This is a genomic window from Verminephrobacter eiseniae EF01-2 (assembly GCF_000015565.1).
Classification (GTDB): Bacteria; Pseudomonadota; Gammaproteobacteria; order Burkholderiales; family Burkholderiaceae_C; genus Acidovorax; species Acidovorax eiseniae.
In genome coordinates this window covers 979,635-998,545 of sequence record NC_008786.1, presented here as the reverse complement: position 1 = coordinate 998,545, position 18,911 = coordinate 979,635, and the positions used below count along the sequence as shown (strand labels likewise).

The window sequence follows — 18,911 nt, the reverse complement described above, 5'->3', positions numbered from 1 at the left end:
ATGTCAGCGCCGGGCCCAGGCCGGCACCGGCCAGACGGGCCGGGTGTCGGCGGCGCGGTTCTCGCTCGGCCAGATCGCGCGGCGCTTGCCGCCCAGGTTCTCCGAGACCACGCCATGGGCGAAGGTGTTTTGCCCGGCGCTGTCGAACTTGATGCGCTGGTACCCGGTAAAGAGCGCCGGGCCGGAGCTCAGGTCGGTGGCGGCGATGGCGTCGCGCAGCTTGTCGCGCTCGGCGCTGCCGGCGCGCTCGAGTGCGTCCCCGATCACGTAGGTGGCCGCCAGACCGAGTGCCACGGAGGCGCTCATGCCGTAGCCCAGCAGGGCGCGGGCGCGCCGGTCGGCGTCGAGCAGCAACGGATCCTGGTTGGTATCGAGGATGTCGACCTGCCAGTCTTCCTGCACGAAGTAGTACGCGGTCATCGACGCATCGATCGCGGCGTAGAACGACGGATCTTCCGCGCCGCCGCCGGCCGAATGCACGCCAAAAGTCAGGTCCAGCCGCTGCTCGGCCAGTTGGCGCGTGAACAGCAAGTGGTCGGGGGTGTAGAGCGCCAGGATCAGCGCGTCGGGCTTGGCCGAGCGGATCTTGAGCAACTGCGAAGTGAAGTCGACCTGGTTCGGCGGGGCCGGCTCGTCGAGGATGATCCCGATCTTGCGTTCGGCCGCGAGCTTGCGGATGTTGGCCGCATGCGAGCGGCCCCAATCGCCGCTTTCGTAGAACAGCGCCAGGCGCTGGACGGACTTGCCGGTTTCCTTGGCCAGCAGGGCCATCGCATCGAGTTGCTCGCGGGCATCGTAGGTCGCCTTGTTGTTGATCCGAAAGACATACCGGAAGCCGCGCTCGGTGATCTCGTCCTTGACCGCACCCACCACCACCCACGGCGTCTTGTTGCGCTCGGCCAGTTCGGTGGCGGGGAAGGTCACGGCGCTATTGAAGGCGCCGCACAGCACGGCGACGTTCTCGCGCTGTATCAGTCGTTCGGTCTCGGAGACGCCGACATCGGCCTTCGACTGCGAATCGCCAAACAGCGCCTGCAATTTGGCGCCGCCCATTGCCTTGATGCCTCCGGCTGCGTTGATCTGCTCGACGGCGGCCATCACACCGACCCGGGTCTGATTGCCGAGGGCGGCAGAACCGCCGCTGAGCGGCAACACGCAGCCGATCTTGACGATGGCCTGGGCGCCGGCGTTGCCGCTCACCACGAGCAGCATGCTGCCCGCTGCGACGATGGTGCGCAGCGTGGCGCGCCGCTTTGAATCAGGTGTCATGGAGGTCTCCGCCGTTGTCGGTATGAGGCGGCAGTATGGAAGTCACCCGCGCACGGCGCAGCGCAAAACCGGCCAACGGCTCACTATGTGAACCTGGCATTTACCCTTAGCGGCGACCCTTGCCAGTCCAGGCTGGCGGGAGGCGGTGGATGCGGTGGATGCGGCTCGGGGCCGGCGCGCCAGTCATGCCGGCCGCGACAGCAGGTGCACATATTCGTGCCGGGCCGTGTCTATCGTCGAGATCCGGTACTCGACCGGCTTGTCGCCAAAGGTCAGCGCGGTGCGGCGCACCACCAGCACCGGCGCCCCCGAGGCCACGCCGAGCAGGCGGCTCAGGCTGCGGTCGGCGATGGCGGCGCGCGCATGCTCGCGCGCCCGGGTCACGGTGATGCCGAACTCGGTCTGGTAGAGGTGGTAGATGGTGCTCTTGCGCTCGCGCAAGCGCTTTTCGGTCAGGCCCTTGAAGAGCGTCGCCGGCAGCGTCAGTTGGTCGTGGATCACCGCCTTGCCTTGCAGCAGCAGGCGGTTGTCGATCCGGATGGCCGGCTCTCCCGGCTTCAGGCCCAGCGCCAGTGCCGGCTCCTCCTCGATGCGCACGCGCTCGAAGGCCAGCAGTTCGACCCTCGGCGCCTGGCGCAGGCCGTCGCTGCGCTCGACGTGAAAGAACTGGAACATGAAGCGATCCGCGTTGTGCACGGCAACGAAGGTGCCGCGCCCCTGCCGCCGCACGAGGATATGCTCGGCCACCAGGTCGTCGGTGGCATGGCGCAGCGTGCCGATGGACACGCCGAGCGCGGCCGCCAGCGCGGCCTCGCTCGGCAGCGCAGCGCCGGCCTGGCATTGCCCCGACTCGATCGCGCGCAGCAGCGCGCTCTTGACCTGCCGGTACAGCGGCGTGGCGCGCGCGCCGGCGACGATCGGGGCAAAGATGGCGGCAGCGGCTCGTTGCATGGCGCCCACATTGTGGCGCTTGGCGCCGCCATCATCCACGGTCGTGGCGCCAGGCATGCCCGTCATCCAAGTCATATGAATGACTGGTTTGACACTGGCAAATATGCCGATCGACACTGCCCCATCGCAACTTTTGCCCCGCAGGAGATAGACCCATGGTTCACTTCGTTTTGCACGACGCCCGGGACACGGTGGCCGTCGTGGTGGTCGAGGGCGTCAAGGCCGGCATGGCGCTCAACGGCTGGATCATGGATGAGGACCGCGAGATCCTGATCCATGCCCGGCAAGACATCCCTATCGGTCACAAGGTGGCGCTCAAGGACATGAACCCCGGCGACACGGTATACAAGTACGGCATCGACATGGGCCGGGTGGTCGCGCCGATCGCGGCCGGCGAGCATGCCCATGTGCAGAACATCAAGACCAAGCGCTGGTAATTCCATTCCTCATTCCTGAAACATCCGTGCACTTTGTCGGCGTCGCTTGCCGTACACCGTACTGTCTGCGCTCCGCCTGCGCGTTCACGAACGATTCAGCAATGCAATGGGCCCTGGCAGGCGCTTCCGTTGCACGAACCACAAAGAAATCCCCACCATGTCCGTCATTTCCAAAGAGACCACGTTCCTCGGCTACCGCCGCGAGAACGGCCGCGTCGGCGTGCGCAACCATGTCGTGATCCTGCCGCTCGATGACCTGTCCAACGCCGCCGCCGAGGCCGTTGCGCACAACATCAAGGGCGCGCTCGCCATTCCCCACCCCTATGGCCGCCTGCAGTTCGGCGCCGACCTGGATCTGCACTTTCGCACATTGATCGGCGCCGGCTGCAACCCCAACGTGGCGGCGGTGGTCGTCATCGGCATCGAAGACAGTTGGACGCGCAAGGTGGTCGATGGCATCGCCAGCACCGGCAAGCCGGCGCTCGGCTTCGGCATCGAGGGCCATGGCGACCACGAGACCATCCTGCGCGCCAGCCGCGCTGCGCGCGAGTTCGTGCAGTGGGCCAGCGACAAGCAGCGCCAGCCTTGCGCCATCGATGAGCTATGGGTCTCCACCAAGTGCGGCGAGAGCGACACGACCTCGGGCTGCGGCGCCAACCCGACGGTCGGCAACGCCTTCGACAAGCTCTACGAGACCGGCAACACGCTGCTGTTCGGCGAGACCTCCGAGATCACCGGCGGCGAGCACATCGTGGCCGAGCGCTGCCGCACGCCGCAGGTCAGGGAGCGCTTCATGTTCATGTTCAACCGCTACCAGGACATGATCAACCGCCACAAGACCAGCGACCTGTCGGACTCGCAGCCGACCAAGGGCAACATCGCCGGCGGCCTGACCACCATCGAGGAAAAGGCGCTGGGCAATATCCAGAAGATCGGCAAGAAATGCCTGGTCGACGGCGTGCTCGACAAGGCCGAGATGCCCACCGGCCCCGGCCTGTGGTTCATGGATTCTTCCAGCGCTGCGGCCGAGATGGTCACGCTGTGCGCCGCTTCGGGCTACGCGCTGCATTTTTTCCCCACCGGCCAGGGCAACGTGATCGGCAATCCCATCGTGCCGGTGATCAAGATCTGCGCCAACCCGCGCACGGTGCGCCTGATGAGCGAGCATGTCGACGTGGACACCTGCGGCCTGTTGCAGCGCCAGATGACGCTGGACCAGGCCGGCGACCAATTGCTCGAATGCATGCTGCGCACCGCCTGCGGCCGGCTGACCGCCGCCGAGGCGCTGGGCCATCGCGAGTTCGTGCTGACGCGCCTTTATGAGTCGGCCTGAGCGGGGTGTGCGAGCCAGCCTGCGCGGATGCGCGAACCTGAGCGGGTACGCGCATCGATTCGAGCGGGCGCGCAAAGCCACTTGATCGGGCCAGCACCACCATGGCACGCATCGTCATCGCAGAGTTCATGGACCCGGCCGCGCTGGAGCCACTCCGAGCGAGGCACGAACTGCTGTACGAGCCGCAGTTGGTCGACGACGGCGCGCGCCTGCAACGCGAGGCCGCCGGCGCCGATGCGCTGATCGTGCGCAACCGCACGCAGGTGCGCGGCGCGCTCTTGGCCGCGCTGCAACGCTGCCAGGCGGTGGGCCGGCTCGGCGCCGGGCTCGACAACATCGATGTGGCGGGCTGCCAGGCGCGCGGCATCCGCGTGCTGGTGGCCAGCGGCGCCAACGCGCCGAGCGTGGCCGAGTACGTGATCGCGGCGGCGCTGCTGCTGTTGCGCGGCGCTTATGGCGCGACGGCGGCGCTGGCCTCGGGCCATTGGCCGCGCGCGGCGCTGTCGAACGGGCGCGAGTTCGCGGGCAAAACGCTGGGGCTGGTCGGCTTTGGCGCGATCGGCCAACTGACTGCGCGCAGCGCGGCAGCGCTGGGGGTGCGCACCATGGCCTGCGACGCGCTGCTCGGCGCCGACCACCCGGCTTTCGCCCAGACGGGCACGCAGCCGGTCGGGCTCGACGAACTGGTGGCGCAGGCGGATGTGGTCAGCCTGCATGTTCCGCTGCTGGCTACGACACGCGGTCTTTTCGATGCCGACCGCATCGGAAAGATGAAGCCCGGGGCGGTGCTGATCAACAGTTCACGCGGCGGCATCGTCGACCAGGCGGCGGTGGCCGCCGCGTTGCGCGCAGGGCGCCTGGGCGGCGCGGCGCTCGATGTGTTCGACACCGAGCCGCTGGCGGCGGCGGCGCAGTTCCAGGACTGCCCCAACCTGCTGCTGACGCCGCATATCGCGGGGGTGACCACCGAGTCGAACCAGCGCGTGAGCCGCCTGATCGCGCAGCAACTGCTGGAGGTCTTGCACTGATGGCCAGGCTGAGCCTGCAACAGGCGCGCGACAGCGTGGCCCGGGCGCTGCGCAGCGCGGGCGCGAACCAGACGATGGCCGACGCGACAGCGCGCGCGCTGGTGCTGGCCGAGGCCCAGGGCCTGGGCTCGCATGGCCTGAGCCGCGTCGCGCAGTACGCCGCGCAGTTGCGCAACGGGCGGGTCAACGGCGCGGCGCTGCCGACGCTGCGCCGCGCCAAAGGCGGCGCAGCGCTGATCGATGCCCATGAGGGCCTGGCGTTCGCGGCCTGCGACAGGGCGGTCGCCGAGGCGGTGGCCCGCGCGCACGCCGTGGGCATCGCCATCGCCGGCGTGACCGACAGCCACCACTGCGGCGTGCTCGCAGACCACCTGCGGCCGGTGGCACAGGCCGGCCTGGTCGGCCTGGCCTGCGCCAATTCGCCGGCTGCGATGCCGGCCGCCGGCGGGCGCCATCCGATCTTTGGCACCAACCCGGTGGCGGCCATCTTTGCGCGCCGCGACACCGATCCGCTGCTGATCGACCTGAGCCTGTCGGAAGTGGCGCGCGGCAAGCTGATGGTGGCGGCCCAGCAAGGCCGGACCATCCCGCTGGGTTGGGCGTTGGACCGCGACGGCCAGCCGACCACCGACCCGAAGGCCGGTCTCGAAGGCTCGATGCTCCCGATAGGCGCGGCCACCAGCCCCAAGGGGGCGATGCTGGCGCTGATCGTGGAACTACTGGTGACCGCGCTGATCGGCGCACAGTTCGGCTTCGAGGCTTGCAGCTTCTTCGAGGAGGAGGGCAACCGGCCGCGCATCGGGCAGGTGTTCATCGTCATCGACCCCGGCGCATTGGCCGGCACGGCCAGCTACCTCGAGCGCACCGAAGTGCTGGTGGCCGAGATGCTGCGCGACCCCGGGCTGCGCCTGCCCGGCGCGCGGCGCGAAGCGCTGCGCAGGCAGGCCGAGCGCGATGGCATCGAGGTGTCGGATGCGCTGCTCGCCCAGTGGCCGATGACCGATGGCCAATGAAAACCGTGGCAGATAACCCCCCCAGGAGCCCAGACGATGATGAACCGACGCGACGCAATACGCGGGGCCGCAGCACTGACCGCAGCGGCGGCCTGCGGGCCTGCCCGGTCCCGGGCACAGGGCGGCGACTACCCCCGGCCCGACGCGACCATTCGCTACGTGGTGCCCTTTCCGGCGGGCGGCTTGACGGACCAGATGGCGCGCCAGATCGGCCAGCAACTGGGCGAGCGCTGGAAGGTCAACGTCGTGGTCGACAACCGGCCCGGCGGCAACGCACAGATCGGCGCCGAAATGGTTGCCAAGGCCGCGCCCGACGGCCACACGCTGCTGGCGGTCACGCTGGCGCATGCGGCCAATGTGACGCTGTTCCCGAAAGCGCCATTCAGCTTGCAAAAAGACCTGCGGCCGGTGGCGTTGATCGCCGGCAGCCCGATACTGATCGTGGTGCCGCAAGCCAGCCCCATCGAGGACTTCAGGGCCTTGATCACGCAGTCCAGGGCGCACCGCCTGAACGCCGGCTCCAGCGGCAACGGCACGCCGCCGCACCTGGCGCTGGCGTTGTTCAACGCACTGAACCAGTCGGCCATACAGCATGTGCCTTACAAGGGCGGCGCGCCCGCCGTGACGGATCTGATCGGCGGCCAGTTGGACCTGATCTTCTCGAACTTCCCGGAATCGATCGCGCATGTGAAAACGGGCCGGCTGCGCGCGCTGGCCATCGCCAGCCGGACGCGCCATCCGGCGCTGGACAAGGTGCCGACGACCGCCGAAGCCGGCCTGCCCGCGCTGCTGGTGGAAAACTGGACCGGCATGATGGCACCGGCCGGCATGTCGGACGCGGCGGTGCGCAAACTGGGCGCCGAGGTGGTCGAGATCGTCCACCAGCCCGAGATGCAAGAGCGCATGCGCCAGCAGGGCTTCAACGCCGATGCGCGCACGCCGGAGCGCTTCGCCGTCTTTCTGAACGAAGAGATTGCGCGCTGGGCGCAGGTCATCGAGGGCGCGAACATTCAGCCGAGCTGATGTCTTGCCGGCTCCGATTCCGAGCCGCCGTTGCCGGTGAGTCCTGATTCCATGTCCACATCGTTCGCGAAGGCGAAGCGCAGACAGCGCGGAATGGTCGGCAAACGAAGCCGTGCACGGACGATCGGGAATGGCATCAGCGCCAACATCGAGAGGGGCAAGCCATACATGGAATCACTTGACGATCAGCACCTTGGAACGATCGAAGGCGATGCTCACCGCAACGATCAGAATCAGCCCGAACACGATCTGCTGCGCGAACACGCTGATGCCGACGAAGGTCATGCCGACCCGCGCAACCGATACCAGCAAGGCGCCGACCAGCGTTCGGGCAATGCCTCCCGAACCGCCCGTCAGTGCCGTCCCGCCGACGATCACCGCCGCGATGACGGGCAGCAGGAACTGGTCTGCCAGCGTGGGCGAGCCGCTGCCGAGGCGTCCGGCCATCACCACGCCGGCCAGCCCGGCGAAGAACGATGAGGTCGCAAACACCAGGCATTTGGTCACCGGCACGCGCAGGCCCGACGCAATCGCAGCCGGCTCGCCGGCGCCGATGGCGTCGGTGTGCCGTCCGAAGACCGTCGAACGATGCAGGAACAGACAGAATGCGAACACTGCGATGCCGAGCAAAATCTCGTGCGGCACGCCCAATGAGGTGCCGGTGGTCCAGCCAAGCGACGCGCTGCGCATCTCCTGGCCAATCCCGATGGAGCGCGTGCCCGAGAGCGTCAGCGCGGCAGCCGATGCGATTCCGCCCATTGCAAGCGTGGCGATGAAAGAAGGAATGCGCAGCGCGGTCTGGATGATGCCGCTCAACAGGCCCACGCCAAACGACGCCGCCAGCGCAACGACTGCGGCCAGCGCGCCATGACGCGGCAGCAGCAGCGCGACGATCACGCTGGAGAGCGATGCCACTGCCTGCAATGACAGATCGATGCTGCCGATCAGCACGACGAAGGTGGTGCCAGCGGCCATGATGAACAAGGTGGAACTGTCCGCCAGCAAGCCAAGTTGCGTCGACGGCGCAAAGAAACCCGGTTGCGCGATTTCGATCAGCAGATACAGCGCCACCAGGGCGATGAAGGGGGCATGCCCGCCGAGCTTTGCTTTGAGTGAGGTGTGCAGATCAGACATGTCGACTTCAGACCATGTGTTCTATGACTTCGACCTGCGAGGGCTTGTGCCCGACTGCGCAGGGCAGGATCGTTTGCACCCGGCCATCGCGCATCACCATCACCCGGTGGCTGAGGCCGAGGATTTCTTCGAGCGTGTCGCCGGTCAGCACCACGGCAACGCCCTCTGCGGTCAACTCGCGGATGAGTTGATAGACCTCCTCTTTGGCGCCGACATCGAGCCCGCGTGTCGGATGGTCGAGCACCAGAATCCGGCTGCCCGCGAAGCGCCATTTCGCCAGCACCACTTTCTGCTGATTGCCGCCCGACAGGTTGCGGCAGGAGGCGTCGGGGCCTGGCGTCTTGATATGCAGGCGATGAATCCATTCGTTGGCCATCGAGCGTTCGCTGGCCTTGTGTATCACGCCGCCGCGACTGACTGCGCGCAAACGCGGCAGCGTCAGGTTTTGCGCCACGCTCATCTGCGTCACCAATCCTTCCACCTTGCGCTCGCACGGCACATACCCGATGCCCAGCGCGACGGCATGATTTGCCTGCGGCCGAAGACGGGTCGTCCCCACGTTGATCTCGCCGGCGTCGAGTCGTTCGAGTCCGGCGATCACCCGGCACAGCTCTTCGCGGCCCGACCCGACCACCCCCGCCACACCGAACACCTCGCCGCCATGCACCTCGAACGACACCTCCTTGAACGCATGGCCAAGCGATGCATCGCGCACCGACAGGGCGACCTCGCTGCGGCAGGGCTTTTGCAGGCTCTCGCGGTAGTACTCGCTGTGCTGCGAGCGGCCCACCATCAATTCGTGGAGTTGCGCCGCCGAAGCGTCGGCGGCGGGCATGTCGGCGACGACCTTGCCGTCCTTCATCACATACACCCGGTCGCTGAGCGACAACAGTTCGTCGAGCCGGTGCGACACGAATACGAAAGACGCGCGCGACTTGAGTTCGGCCACGAGTCGAAACAGAATTTTTATCTCCGCGGCCTCGAGCATGGAAGTCGGTTCGTCCAGCAAAATGATCGGCGTGCCGTGGCTGGCCAGCGAAAGCGCCCGCGCCAGTTCCACCATCTGGCGCTGGCCGAACGACAGGTCCTCGCACAGGGTCAGCGGGTCGATGTCCAGATGCACCGTGGCGAGTTCCTTGCGGGCGGCGCGCTCGAGCTTGCTCCAGTTCAAGCGCCCCAGGGCAACGAAGTCCTTTTCACGGCCAAGGAACAGATTTTCGGCAACGGTCAGGTTGGGCAGGATCGATTGCTCCTGATACACCATCGCAATGCCCTTCGAGGTGGCGTCGCGCGGATTGCGAATCACCAACGGCTTGCCGTTGAGCGTCATCGCGCCGGCGTCCTGGCGGTATGCGCCGGTCAACAGCTTCATCAGCGTCGATTTGCCCGCGCCATTCTCGCCAATCAGACCGACGATTTCGTTCGGCCTGATTTCGATGCTGACGTCATCCAGGGCCAGCACGCCCGGAAAGCGTTTGGTGATGTTCTTCAGGAGCAGCATGTCGGTCACTCACTTGACGATGCGTCGATGCGAACGATCGAGCACCAAGGTCGCCGCGACGATGATCAGCACACCCTGGATGCCGCGTTGCACATAAGGGGGCACGCCGAGCAGAACCATGCCATTGGCGAGCACCACCACGATGAGGGTGCCGACCAGGGCATTCAGCGGGCTGCCGTTGCCTCCGGCGAGCGAGGCGCCGCCGACCACGATGGCGGTAATGGCGACAAACAGTTGCCCGTTGGCGATGACCGCGTGCCCCTGGCCATATTGCGCGACCGCGAGAATGCCCGCCACGCCATAAAAGGCGCCCGCCAGCGCGAACACGGCGATACGCACACGCCCGACCCGCACGCCGCAGAGACGGGCGAGGTCTTCTCCGCCGCCGATGGCCAGCGTGTGGCGACCAAGCAGGGTATGGCGGTGCACCCACCATGCGATGCCCAGCGCCAGCAGCGCAATCCACACGGACAATGGCATGCCAAGGTAGCGGGTGATGGCGATCGAGCGCAGGGCGGTGTCGCTGACCCGGATCGTATTGCCCGACAGCCAGGCCGTTCCAATCCCCGAGGCGATGAAGCCGACTGCCAACGTGGTGATGAACGATGGAATGCGCAGGAACACGTGCAGCATGCCGTTGACCAGGCCCAGCACGACACCGGCGGCGACGGCCAGCGCCAGCACCCACAGCCCGGAGTGGTGCTCGTTGTACGAGTTCTCGACGAGCATCGACACGGTAATCGCCGCGACTGCCACCACGCCTTCTGCCGACAGATCGATGCTGCCGAGTTGAATGACGAAGATTCCGCCCAGTGCAATGGTGAGTGGAATCGCGGCAGCAATGGCGATGCGCGCCAGGTTCATCGGGTCGAAGAAGTTGTGATCGACGGCGCCGATGCACACGCCGAGCGCCAGCAGAACCAACAGCGGCGCAAAGCGCCGCTGTCGTGCGCGCATCCGCAGTGCGCCTGTGTGGGCGACTTGCGCCGCGTCTGGCTCGTTCATCGATACACCAGAGGGCCGGCCACACGGGCATCGTTCCAGTCGGCCGCCGGTGTCGCCCTGCGGGCAAGGACGGCTTGCAGATTGGCTTTCGAGACCAGTGTCGCCTTGCAGAATGACTCGCGCCGCTCCTTTGGCAAACGGGCGACATCCATTTTTTTCTGCTGTGCAGAAAGCCCCATCGACAGGCCGACGCCACCCAGCCAATAAGGGTCCCAGTCAACCGTTGCCACGAGTTCGCCGGCCTTGAGCGCGGCGAGTCCGGGTTGCGTGCCGTCCATGCCGGACACCAGAAGCTGGCCGGCCAGTCCTTCTGCGCGCAAGGCTTCGATGGCGCCCAGCGCCATGTCGTCGTTGGCGGCCCACACGCCCTTGACCTTCGTGTTGAAACGGGTCAGCCATGCCTGCATGATGGGGAAGGCCTTTTGCGAGTCCCAGTCCGCGACCTGGAAGTCCAGCAGCTGGATATCCGGGAATTTTTTCAGCGCCGCCATCAGGCCAGCCTTGCGCTCGATGGCTGGCACGTTGCTGAAAATGCCGCCGAGCGCCACGACACCGCCCTGGCCCCCCATGGCCTTGAACAATTCAGTCGCGGTGGCCGCGCCATAAGCGAGCCCGTCGAACGACAGGTGCGCGACGTAGTGCGGGTTGAAGTCCCACGGGTGAAAATCGTTCGGCTTGTTCCAGATCGTCGTCACATGCGCGCCAGCCTTGGCGCAGGTCTCGACGATCACCCGCGCATCAGCCGAATCGTTCGGATCGACATTGAGGACGAGGTTGCCGCCCGTCTTTTGCAGCAAGGCGCGAATGTCCGCGATGCCCTTTTCCGAACTGCCTTCCGTGGTGAGCGGCACGTAGGGCAGCCCGACGCTTTTCGCAAAGCTCTGCGCGCCCTTGTTGAATGCGGCGTGGTAGGGATTGGTGAGTGAGCGGAACGAACAGGCGAGCGTGGTCGGCCCCGTCCCGAACGACAGGCCCGGCATGCCGCTGCCAGCCACGGCAAATGCGGTGCCTGCGCCCCGTTGGATGAAGTTGCGGCGTGAAACGCCTGCGTGCCGGTCTTGCTGGAGCCTTTGCTTGAACATGATGTCTCCTTCGAGTAAGAAACCCTTGTCATCAGGGATTTGAAATAAACAGCTACTTATCACCTGCCGAAATCGCCGGTTGCCCGATGTTCCCGGACCTTTCCCGCGCCTTGCGCGATGTGTTCTCAGGCTGCCATGGCCTTGCGGGGTCGCATGGAGCCTAATGTGCCTGCCTGCTCGCGCGCTGGCTGCGCCACCAGACCGCGTATCAGATCAGCCGCCTTTTCCGCGATCATGAGCGTGGCGGCGTTCGTGTTCGAGCTGACGATGCGCGGCATCACTGACGAATCCGCCACCCGCAGACCCTCGATGCCATGCACGCGCAGTTGTGGATCGACCACCGACAGCTCGTCGATGCCCATCTTGCAGGTGCCGACGGGGTGGTACCCGGTGCGGCCATACGCTTGCGCATAGGCTTCGTACTCGGCCTGCGAGGCCACCTTGTCGCCCGGGAAGTGCTCGCGCGTGAGGTACTTGCGCAAGGCGCTCTGGCGCATGATTTCCCGACTCTGGCGTATGCCCTCGACGGCAATCTTCAGGTCGTGCGGGTCGCGAATGTAAGCGGGATCGATCCGCGGCGCATCAGCGGGGTCGGCGCTGTGCAGCGTGACGCTGCCCCGGCTGCGCGGCCGCAGGAAATAGGAATTGAGCGTGCAGCCCGAGCCGGATGGCACCGGCGGCACGCCGGACTCGACACCCGCGCCCGGCAAAAAATGAAATTGCAGGTCAGGCGTGGGCACGCTGCCGTCTGAATACCAAAAGGCCCCGGCTTCGGCGATGTTCGAGGTCACCGGCCCCTTGTTGAACAGTTTGTATTCCAGTCCGGCGAGCAGCATCATGTGTTTTTTCGCGTACTTGTCCAGGCTGTACGGGCCATTGAGTTCGTAGACGATATCGATATCGAAGTGGTCTTGCAGATTCTGTCCGACGCCGTCGAGCACATGCACGGGCTGGACGCCGACGCGCTCCAGGTCTTGCGCGCGGCCAATGCCGGAGAGCATCAGCAACTTCGGCGAACCAATCGCGCCCGCCGTCACGATCACCTCGCGGCGGGCGCGCACCATCGTCACGCTGGCGCGCTCGCCACGCGGGGCAAACTCGACGCCGGCAGCGCGGCCATTCTCGATCACCACGCGCAACGCCAGGCAGTCGGTGCGAACCGTGAGATTGGGACGCGAGCGCGCCTGGCGCAGATAGCCAGCCGCCGCACTGCAACGCCTGCCATTGCGCTGCGTGACCTGATACACCCCCACACCTTCTTGCTGCGCGCCATTGAAATCGCTGTTGTGCGGCATGCCCGCTTCCTGGCCGGCGCGCACGAAGGCTTTGGTCAGTTCGTTGACGCTGATGAGGTCGGACACGCCCAGCGGACCACCCACGCCATGGTATGGGTCGCACAGGCGCTCGTTGTCTTCCATGCGCCGCAGGTACGGCAACACGCCATCATGAAAACCCCAGCCGGTGCAGCCATCGCGCTCCCAGCCATCGTAGTCGGCAGGCTGGCCGCGGGTGTAGACCATCGCATTGATCGAACTACCGCCGCCGAGCACCCGGCCCTGTGCGAAGGGAATCCGCCGCTTTTGCGTTGCCGCAGCCGCCACGGTGCGATAACCCCATGTCAAGGGGCCATCGGTCATCTTGAAAAATCCCACCGGCATATGGATGTAGGGATCGGTGTCGGCAGGGCCGGCCTCCAGCAGCAGCACCCGCATGCCGGCCTCTTCACTCAGACGAGCCGCCAGTGCGCAACCCGCCGCGCCGCCGCCCACGATCACATAGTCATACATTGCTGTCTCCGATGCTGTGTCGACCGCATGCTGCGCATGGTGCCCACACCGAGACCGTGCGCAGGCTGCCGCGCCCATGACCGGCCTTGCATCATCCGGCCCGTGCCTGTGAAAGTAGCGCCTCGTCCATCAACGGGCGAAACGCCATTCGCGCCAGCACCTCCCTTTCGATGTCAATCCCTTGCGCCACCTCGATCAGCCGTACCCCGGTGGCATCCAGACGAAACACCGCACGCTCGGTCACGTAGAGCACTTCCTGGCCCACGAGGCGCGCCTGCTCGCCGCTGAAGCTAATGTGCTGCACCCGCTCGACGAGTTTGGGCACGCTGCCTGGCGCCACAATGTTCACGCTCGCTCCCACCTGCTCGATCTGCAAGCCTTTTGCTTCAAAGCTGCCGCAAAACACGATCTTCCTCGCGCCCTGGGTGATGTCGATGAAGCCACCGGGGCCGACGACCGTCGCGCCGAACTTCGATACATTGATGTTGCCCGCGCCATCCATCTCGCCCATGCCGAGGAAGGTGACATCTACACCGCCGCCACTATAAAAATCGAACTGATCGACGCTGGACAGAATCGCGTCGGCATTGCGCGCAGTGCCGAACATCGGGCCGTCGAGCATGGCGCCGTTGTGGATACCCTGCTCCACCGACCCCCAGAAGCTGCCAAGCCGCCCCTGTTTCGCAAGAATGGCGGGAATGCCGCCAGGAATGCCGAAGCCGAAATTGGCCGACTGCCCGGCCTGCAACTCCTTTGCCGCCCGCGCCGCGATGATGTGGCGAATGCCGCCGGGCGTTGCGTAGCAACCATCGCCCACCGCACTGAGCGCTTCGCCGCTGAGCGACGCATCGTAGTCCGACACCACACATTGCACCTGCGTGGGCGTTGCGACAAGCGTGTCGACCAGAATGCCGGGAATGCGCACCAGGCGTGCCGGCACGTAACCACCCGGTGCACGCTCCTTCACCTGTACGATCACACGGCCACCGCTGTTGTGCGCCGCGAGCGCAGCCGCATAAACATCCAGATCGGCAGGTTCACGGCGTAGCGTGACATTGCCGCTCTCATCCGCCGATGAGCCGCGCACAATGGCGAAATCCACCTTGAACGGCTTGTAGCGCAGATATTCGCGCCCCTCCAGTTCGATCAGTTCCACCAGTTCCTCGGCTGCGCGCCGGTTGATCTTGCCGCCATCGATGCGCGGGTCGACGAAGGTGCGCAACCCGACATGCGTGATGAGGCCCGGTCGCCCTGCGCCGATTTCCCGCAGCAGCGTGGAAATCACGCCCGCCGGGAAGCTGTAAGCCTCGAACGCCTCGTCTTGCGCCATCCGTTGCATCGCAGGCGCCCAACTCCAGTGCCCGCCGATCACGCGCCTGACCATGCCGGCATGGGCAAAGCGCCCAAGCCCGCTGCCCTTGCCGTCGCCGATGCCAAGCGCGTGCACCACGGTCAGATCGCGTGGATGCCCGGTCTTGAGAAAGCGCTGCTCGAGCTGCGCAAGCACGGCATCCGGCTCCAGCAGACCACCGCCCGAACCAGCCAGCGCCATCGTTGCGCCATCGAAGATTTCCTCGACCGCAGCGGCAGCCCCCATCCATTTGCTCAACACATCCTCCATTCAGAGATCAGACACCCATTGACAGCAGTTCTTCCCTGGTCTCAAATAACCATCTCAATGGTTACTTGATGGCAATGCTATTACGACGATTCAGGTGAGTCAAGGAATGTTGCACAACATCCGGGTTTACCTGTATAGGCCCTGTATAGGCCCGGAGCCGCGCCAGCGATCGATGGAGACAGCATGAAACTCTCGGAAACGCACGAGCAGATACGCGCAACCACGCGGCGTTTTGCGCAGGAGGTGATTCGCCCGGTGGCCGAGGCGCTCGATCGTGAAGAGCGTTTTCCGGCAGATATCTATCAGCAGATGGGGGAACTCGGCTTGTTCGGCATTACGGTGCCTGAGGCATATGGCGGTGCCGGACTGGATGTCACCGCCTATGCGCTGGTGATGGAGGAGTTGTCGCGCGGCTATGCGTCGGTTGCCGATCAGTGCGGCCTGCTCGAGCTGGTCAGCACGCTGTTGAGCGCGCATGGCACCGACGCGCAACGCGCCAAGTACATGGCGCCCTTGCTGCGCGCAGGGCTCAGGCCGGCATATTGCATTACCGAATCCGACGCAGGCAGCGACATGTCCGGCATCCGCACCACGGCGACGCGAACCGCAGACGGCTGGGATCTCAACGGTGCCAAGCTGTGGATTCACAACGCGCCAGTCGCAGACCTGGCCTTCGTGCTGGCGCGCACCGACCCGGCGGCGGGCAAGCGCGGCATGAGCATCTTCATCGTCGATTGCCATCTGGCCGGTGTCTCGAAGGGCGCGAAAGAACACAAGATGGGCCAGCGCGCATCGCAGGTCGGTGAACTGCACTTCGAGCGCGTGCAGCTCCCGCGCGAGGCCCTGCTCGGACCGGAAGGGCGCGGCTTTCACATCATGATGAGCGCGCTCGACAAGGGCCGCGTAGGCATTGCCGCGCTCGCGGTCGGCATCGCACAGGCAGGGCTGGAGGCAGCGCTCGACTACGCCCTGTCCCGCAAGCAGTTCAGCAGCCGCATCGCCGAATTTCAGGGGATTCAGTGGATGCTCGCTGACATGGCGCAGGATATCCAGGCCGCACGCTTGCTGGTGCACGACGCCGCCAAACGGCTCGAAGCCGGCGACCGGGCGAGCATCGCCTGCTCGATGGCCAAGTGCTTCGCCAGCGACACGGCGGTCAGGCACAGTGCCAACGCCGTGCAGATTTTCGGCGGCAGTGGCTACATTCGCGGCTATGAAGTCGAACGACTCTATCGTGACGCGAAGATCACGCAAATCTACGAGGGCACGAACCAGATTCAGCGCACCATCATTGCCCGCGACCTGATCACCCACGGAGCCTTGCCATGAACGCGCGCGCCATGGCGCTTGTCACGGGCGGTCGACGCGGCATCGGACGAGCGATTGCCATCGGGCTTGGCCGCGCCGGATTCGACGTGGCGCTCACCGATCTTCATGGCCGGCATAGGCGTCTTGCTGCCCGGTGCTGACGGCGCAAGTTGGTGGTGGTGCAGGGCCGATGACGCAGCAAGGTCTGCTCCATATCCTCGCGGCCGTCGAACCTGTGGGGGCGGTCGGGAATGAACCTGCGGACAGGGAAAGAGGGGATTTTGTTCCATATGATGCCCCCTGGTCGGGCGGGCTGCTACGCTGCGAAGCCATGTTTTTACCGGTCTGTCGCATCGGCCTGTCTCGCGCCCGAACCCGCGCACGGCGGTCCATGCTTTTTGAAAGGAATGTGCAATGGCTGGCCAACTTCCTCTGGCGGGCATACAGGTGATCGAGGTGTGCAATGTGGCTGCCGGGCCGTACTGCGGCATGTTGCTGGCCGATATGGGCGCGGATGTCATCAAGGTCGAAAATCCCGAGGGCGGCGATACGCTGCGTTCGTGGCCGCCGCTCAGCGATGGCTACAGCGAGAACTTTGCCGCGCTCAATCGCAACAAGCGTTCGGTGACGCTGAACCTGAAAGAGCCGGCGGACCTGGCCATGCTGCGCGCTTTGGCGCAAGGTGCCCAGGTGCTGATAGAGAACAACCGCCCCGGGGTGATGGAGCGCCTGGGCGCGGGCTATGCGGCGCTGGCGCAGGTCAATCCCCGGCTGGTCTATTGCTCCATCTCGGCCTACGGGCAGTCCGGGCCGCGGGCCAGCGAGGGCGGGTTCGATCTGACCGTGCAGGCGATGAGCGGGATCATGAGCGTCACCGGCGAGGCCGGCGGCGCTCCGGTCAAGTGCGGCGTTCCTTTGGCCGATTTCGCCGCCGGCCTGTACGCGGCGTTCTCCATCGCCTCTGCGCTGCGCGCCACGGACCAGACCGGGCGCGGCGTGCACCTGGACGTGCCGATGCTCGGCGCCACGCTGGGCATCGCAGCGCTGCAGACTTCGGAGTATTTCGGCAGCGGCCGCGACCCGCGCGCGCTCGGCTCTGCCCATCCGCGCAATGCGCCGTACCGGGTGTTTCGTAGCCAGGATGGTTACTTCGCGATGGCAGCCGGCAATGACGCGCTGTGGCGCGCGGTGTGCGGGGTGGTCCAGCGCCCGCAACTGCTGGCGGACCCGCGCTTTGTCTCGCCGACGGGCCGGGCGACCCATCAGGAGGCGCTGCTGGCGATCCTGGAGGCCGACTTCGTGCAGGCCGGCACGCAAGAATGGCTGGCGCGTTTTCGCGCTGTGGGTGTTCCCTGCGCGCCGATCAACCGTTATTCCGATGTGCTCAAGGATCCGCAGGTCGAGCACATGGCCTGGGTGCAGCCACTGGAACTGCCCAATGGCGTCAGGACGCAGACCTTCGGCGCGCCGGTGCGCATCGCCGGGGCAACGCTGCCCGTGCGCCGGCGCCCGCCGGCGCTGGGCGAGCACAACGATGAGATCCTGGGGCCGTTGCGCGCAGCGGCCACTGCGGGGGTGCCGTGATGGGCGCAGCACGGCCGCCCGAAGGCGCTCATACCGCAGCCGAAGGCGCAGGTGCTCCCGTGAGCGCGGCGGCGAGCCATGCGGATGCCGACGGCACGGTGCTGCAAGTGCAGCGGGCCGAAGGCGTCTGGACGCTGACGCTGAACCGTCCGGACAAGCTCAACGCGCTGGATGCGCAACTCGTCGATGCCTTGTTGCAGGCGGTGGCCAGCGCGAACGCGCAGGGGGCGCGCCTGCTGATCTTGCGCGGTGCTGGCAAGAGCTTCAGCGCCGGCTTCGATCTGTCGGGGCTGCAAGCGCAAAGTGAAGGGGATTTGCTGCTGCGCTTCGTGCGTATCGAGATGCTGCTGCAGGCCATCGCCCAGTCGCCGGCGCAAACGCTGGCGCTGGCCCATGGCAAGGTGTTTGGCGCCGGCGTGGACCTGCTCGCCGTGTGCCGCCACCGCATTGCGAGCCCGGATACGCTGTTGCGCATGCCCGGGCTCCAATTCGGCTTGGTGCTCGGGTCTCGGCGCTTCGGTGCCATCGTCGGTGCCGAGCGCGCGCGTGCCGTGCTCGAAAGCGGCCAGGGTTTCAGCGCCGGGCAGGCGCACGCGATGGGGTTCGTCACCCGGGTGGCAGACATGGCGGCATGGCCCGCGATCATCGAAGAGGTCGACGCTGCGGCTGCGGCGCTGGAGGACATTACCCGCGCCGAGCTCTACCGGGTGCTCGGCCCGGTCAACGCCAACGAGGATCTGGCCACGCTCACCCGGTCGGCCGCCCGCCCGGGGCTCAAACAGCGCCTGCAAGCCTATCTGGGCCGGGCGCGTTGATGGCTTGCCGATCACGGCTG

The 18,911-nt window shown here is 66.1% G+C and carries 18 protein-coding genes; 9 read left to right on the top strand and 9 right to left on the bottom strand.

The annotated features are described in order from the left end of the window. Nucleotides 1-3 precede the first annotated feature (3 nt). On the bottom strand, nt 4-1,269 hold the full coding sequence (locus tag VEIS_RS04380; RefSeq protein ID WP_011808687.1) for an ABC transporter substrate-binding protein: 1,266 nt from the start codon (nt 1,267-1,269) through the stop codon (nt 4-6). A 183-nt stretch (nt 1,270-1,452) separates the two neighbouring features. Beyond that, nucleotides 1,453-2,277, bottom strand: a complete 825-nt coding sequence (locus tag VEIS_RS04375; protein WP_232287843.1) for a GntR family transcriptional regulator — start codon at nt 2,275-2,277, stop codon at nt 1,453-1,455. Nucleotides 2,278-2,375: 98 nt separating this feature from the next. On the opposite strand from VEIS_RS04375, the gene VEIS_RS04370 reads away from it, so the two are divergent. The 5 genes from VEIS_RS04370 to VEIS_RS04350 all read left to right on the top strand — a co-directional run bounded on the left by VEIS_RS04370 (nt 2,376) and on the right by VEIS_RS04350 (nt 7,054). After that, nucleotides 2,376-2,657 (top strand): UxaA family hydrolase, encoded by a 282-nt coding sequence (locus VEIS_RS04370; protein ID WP_011808685.1) that lies wholly within the window; start codon nt 2,376-2,378, stop codon nt 2,655-2,657. A gap of 157 nt (nt 2,658-2,814) precedes the next feature. Beyond that, entirely contained in the window at nt 2,815-3,990 is a 1,176-nt protein-coding gene (locus tag VEIS_RS04365; RefSeq protein ID WP_041950528.1) for a UxaA family hydrolase, read from the top strand. A 101-nt stretch (nt 3,991-4,091) separates the two neighbouring features. Beyond that, nucleotides 4,092-5,018, top strand: a complete 927-nt coding sequence (locus VEIS_RS04360; RefSeq protein ID WP_011808683.1) for a hydroxyacid dehydrogenase — start codon at nt 4,092-4,094, stop codon at nt 5,016-5,018. Next, nucleotides 5,018-6,031: an Ldh family oxidoreductase gene (locus VEIS_RS04355; protein WP_011808682.1), complete on the top strand. Its 1,014-nt coding sequence runs from the start codon at nt 5,018-5,020 to the stop codon at nt 6,029-6,031. Before VEIS_RS04360 ends, VEIS_RS04355 begins: the two co-directional genes overlap by 1 nt. 36 nt (nt 6,032-6,067) lie before the next feature. Then, on the top strand, nt 6,068-7,054 hold the full coding sequence (locus VEIS_RS04350; protein ID WP_011808681.1) for a Bug family tripartite tricarboxylate transporter substrate binding protein: 987 nt from the start codon (nt 6,068-6,070) through the stop codon (nt 7,052-7,054). On the opposite strand, the gene VEIS_RS04345 is transcribed toward VEIS_RS04350, so the two are convergent. The 7 genes from VEIS_RS04345 to VEIS_RS04315 all read right to left on the bottom strand — a co-directional run bounded on the left by VEIS_RS04345 (nt 7,042) and on the right by VEIS_RS04315 (nt 15,184). Beyond that, nucleotides 7,042-7,224 carry a hypothetical protein gene (locus VEIS_RS04345; RefSeq protein ID WP_041949804.1) on the bottom strand — a complete coding sequence of 61 codons (183 nt, stop codon included), beginning with the start codon at nt 7,222-7,224 and terminating at the stop codon, nt 7,042-7,044. The two genes, VEIS_RS04350 and VEIS_RS04345, sit on opposite strands and share 13 nt — an antisense overlap. A 4-nt stretch (nt 7,225-7,228) precedes the next feature. Next, nucleotides 7,229-8,188: an ABC transporter permease gene (locus tag VEIS_RS04340; RefSeq protein WP_011808680.1), complete on the bottom strand. Its 960-nt coding sequence runs from the start codon at nt 8,186-8,188 to the stop codon at nt 7,229-7,231. Nucleotides 8,189-8,195: 7 nt separating this feature from the next. After that, nucleotides 8,196-9,689, bottom strand: a complete 1,494-nt coding sequence (locus tag VEIS_RS04335) for a sugar ABC transporter ATP-binding protein (RefSeq protein WP_011808679.1) — start codon at nt 9,687-9,689, stop codon at nt 8,196-8,198. 9 nt (nt 9,690-9,698) lie between these two features. Beyond that, on the bottom strand, nt 9,699-10,694 hold the full coding sequence (locus VEIS_RS04330; RefSeq protein ID WP_011808678.1) for an ABC transporter permease: 996 nt from the start codon (nt 10,692-10,694) through the stop codon (nt 9,699-9,701). Then, nucleotides 10,691-11,689, bottom strand: a complete 999-nt coding sequence (locus tag VEIS_RS04325) for a sugar ABC transporter substrate-binding protein (RefSeq protein ID WP_232287842.1) — start codon at nt 11,687-11,689, stop codon at nt 10,691-10,693. Before VEIS_RS04325 ends, VEIS_RS04330 begins: the two co-directional genes overlap by 4 nt. Nucleotides 11,690-11,901: 212 nt before the next feature. Next, nucleotides 11,902-13,563, bottom strand: a complete 1,662-nt coding sequence (locus VEIS_RS04320) for a GMC family oxidoreductase (RefSeq protein WP_011808676.1) — start codon at nt 13,561-13,563, stop codon at nt 11,902-11,904. Between the two features lie 91 nt (nt 13,564-13,654). Further along, complete coding sequence (locus VEIS_RS04315) at nt 13,655-15,184, bottom strand: acyl CoA:acetate/3-ketoacid CoA transferase (RefSeq protein ID WP_011808675.1); 1,530 nt, start codon at nt 15,182-15,184, stop codon at nt 13,655-13,657. Between the two features lie 183 nt (nt 15,185-15,367). Here VEIS_RS04315 and VEIS_RS04310 point away from each other — a divergent pair, with 183 nt between their 5' ends. The 4 genes from VEIS_RS04310 to VEIS_RS04300 all read left to right on the top strand — a co-directional run bounded on the left by VEIS_RS04310 (nt 15,368) and on the right by VEIS_RS04300 (nt 18,891). After that, on the top strand, nt 15,368-16,513 hold the full coding sequence (locus tag VEIS_RS04310; protein WP_011808674.1) for an acyl-CoA dehydrogenase family protein: 1,146 nt from the start codon (nt 15,368-15,370) through the stop codon (nt 16,511-16,513). Further along, nucleotides 16,510-16,653, top strand: a complete 144-nt coding sequence (locus VEIS_RS28240; protein WP_321161066.1) for an SDR family NAD(P)-dependent oxidoreductase — start codon at nt 16,510-16,512, stop codon at nt 16,651-16,653. The genes VEIS_RS04310 and VEIS_RS28240 overlap by 4 nt, the downstream gene beginning before the upstream one ends. A 253-nt stretch (nt 16,654-16,906) precedes the next feature. After that, the gene (locus VEIS_RS04305) at nt 16,907-18,076 is read left to right on the top strand and encodes a CaiB/BaiF CoA transferase family protein (RefSeq protein WP_011808672.1); all 1,170 of its coding nucleotides are present in this window, start codon (nt 16,907-16,909) and stop codon (nt 18,074-18,076) included. Then, nucleotides 18,076-18,891: an enoyl-CoA hydratase/isomerase family protein gene (locus VEIS_RS04300; protein ID WP_011808671.1), complete on the top strand. Its 816-nt coding sequence runs from the start codon at nt 18,076-18,078 to the stop codon at nt 18,889-18,891. The genes VEIS_RS04305 and VEIS_RS04300 overlap by 1 nt, the downstream gene beginning before the upstream one ends. Nucleotides 18,892-18,911 lie beyond the last annotated feature (20 nt).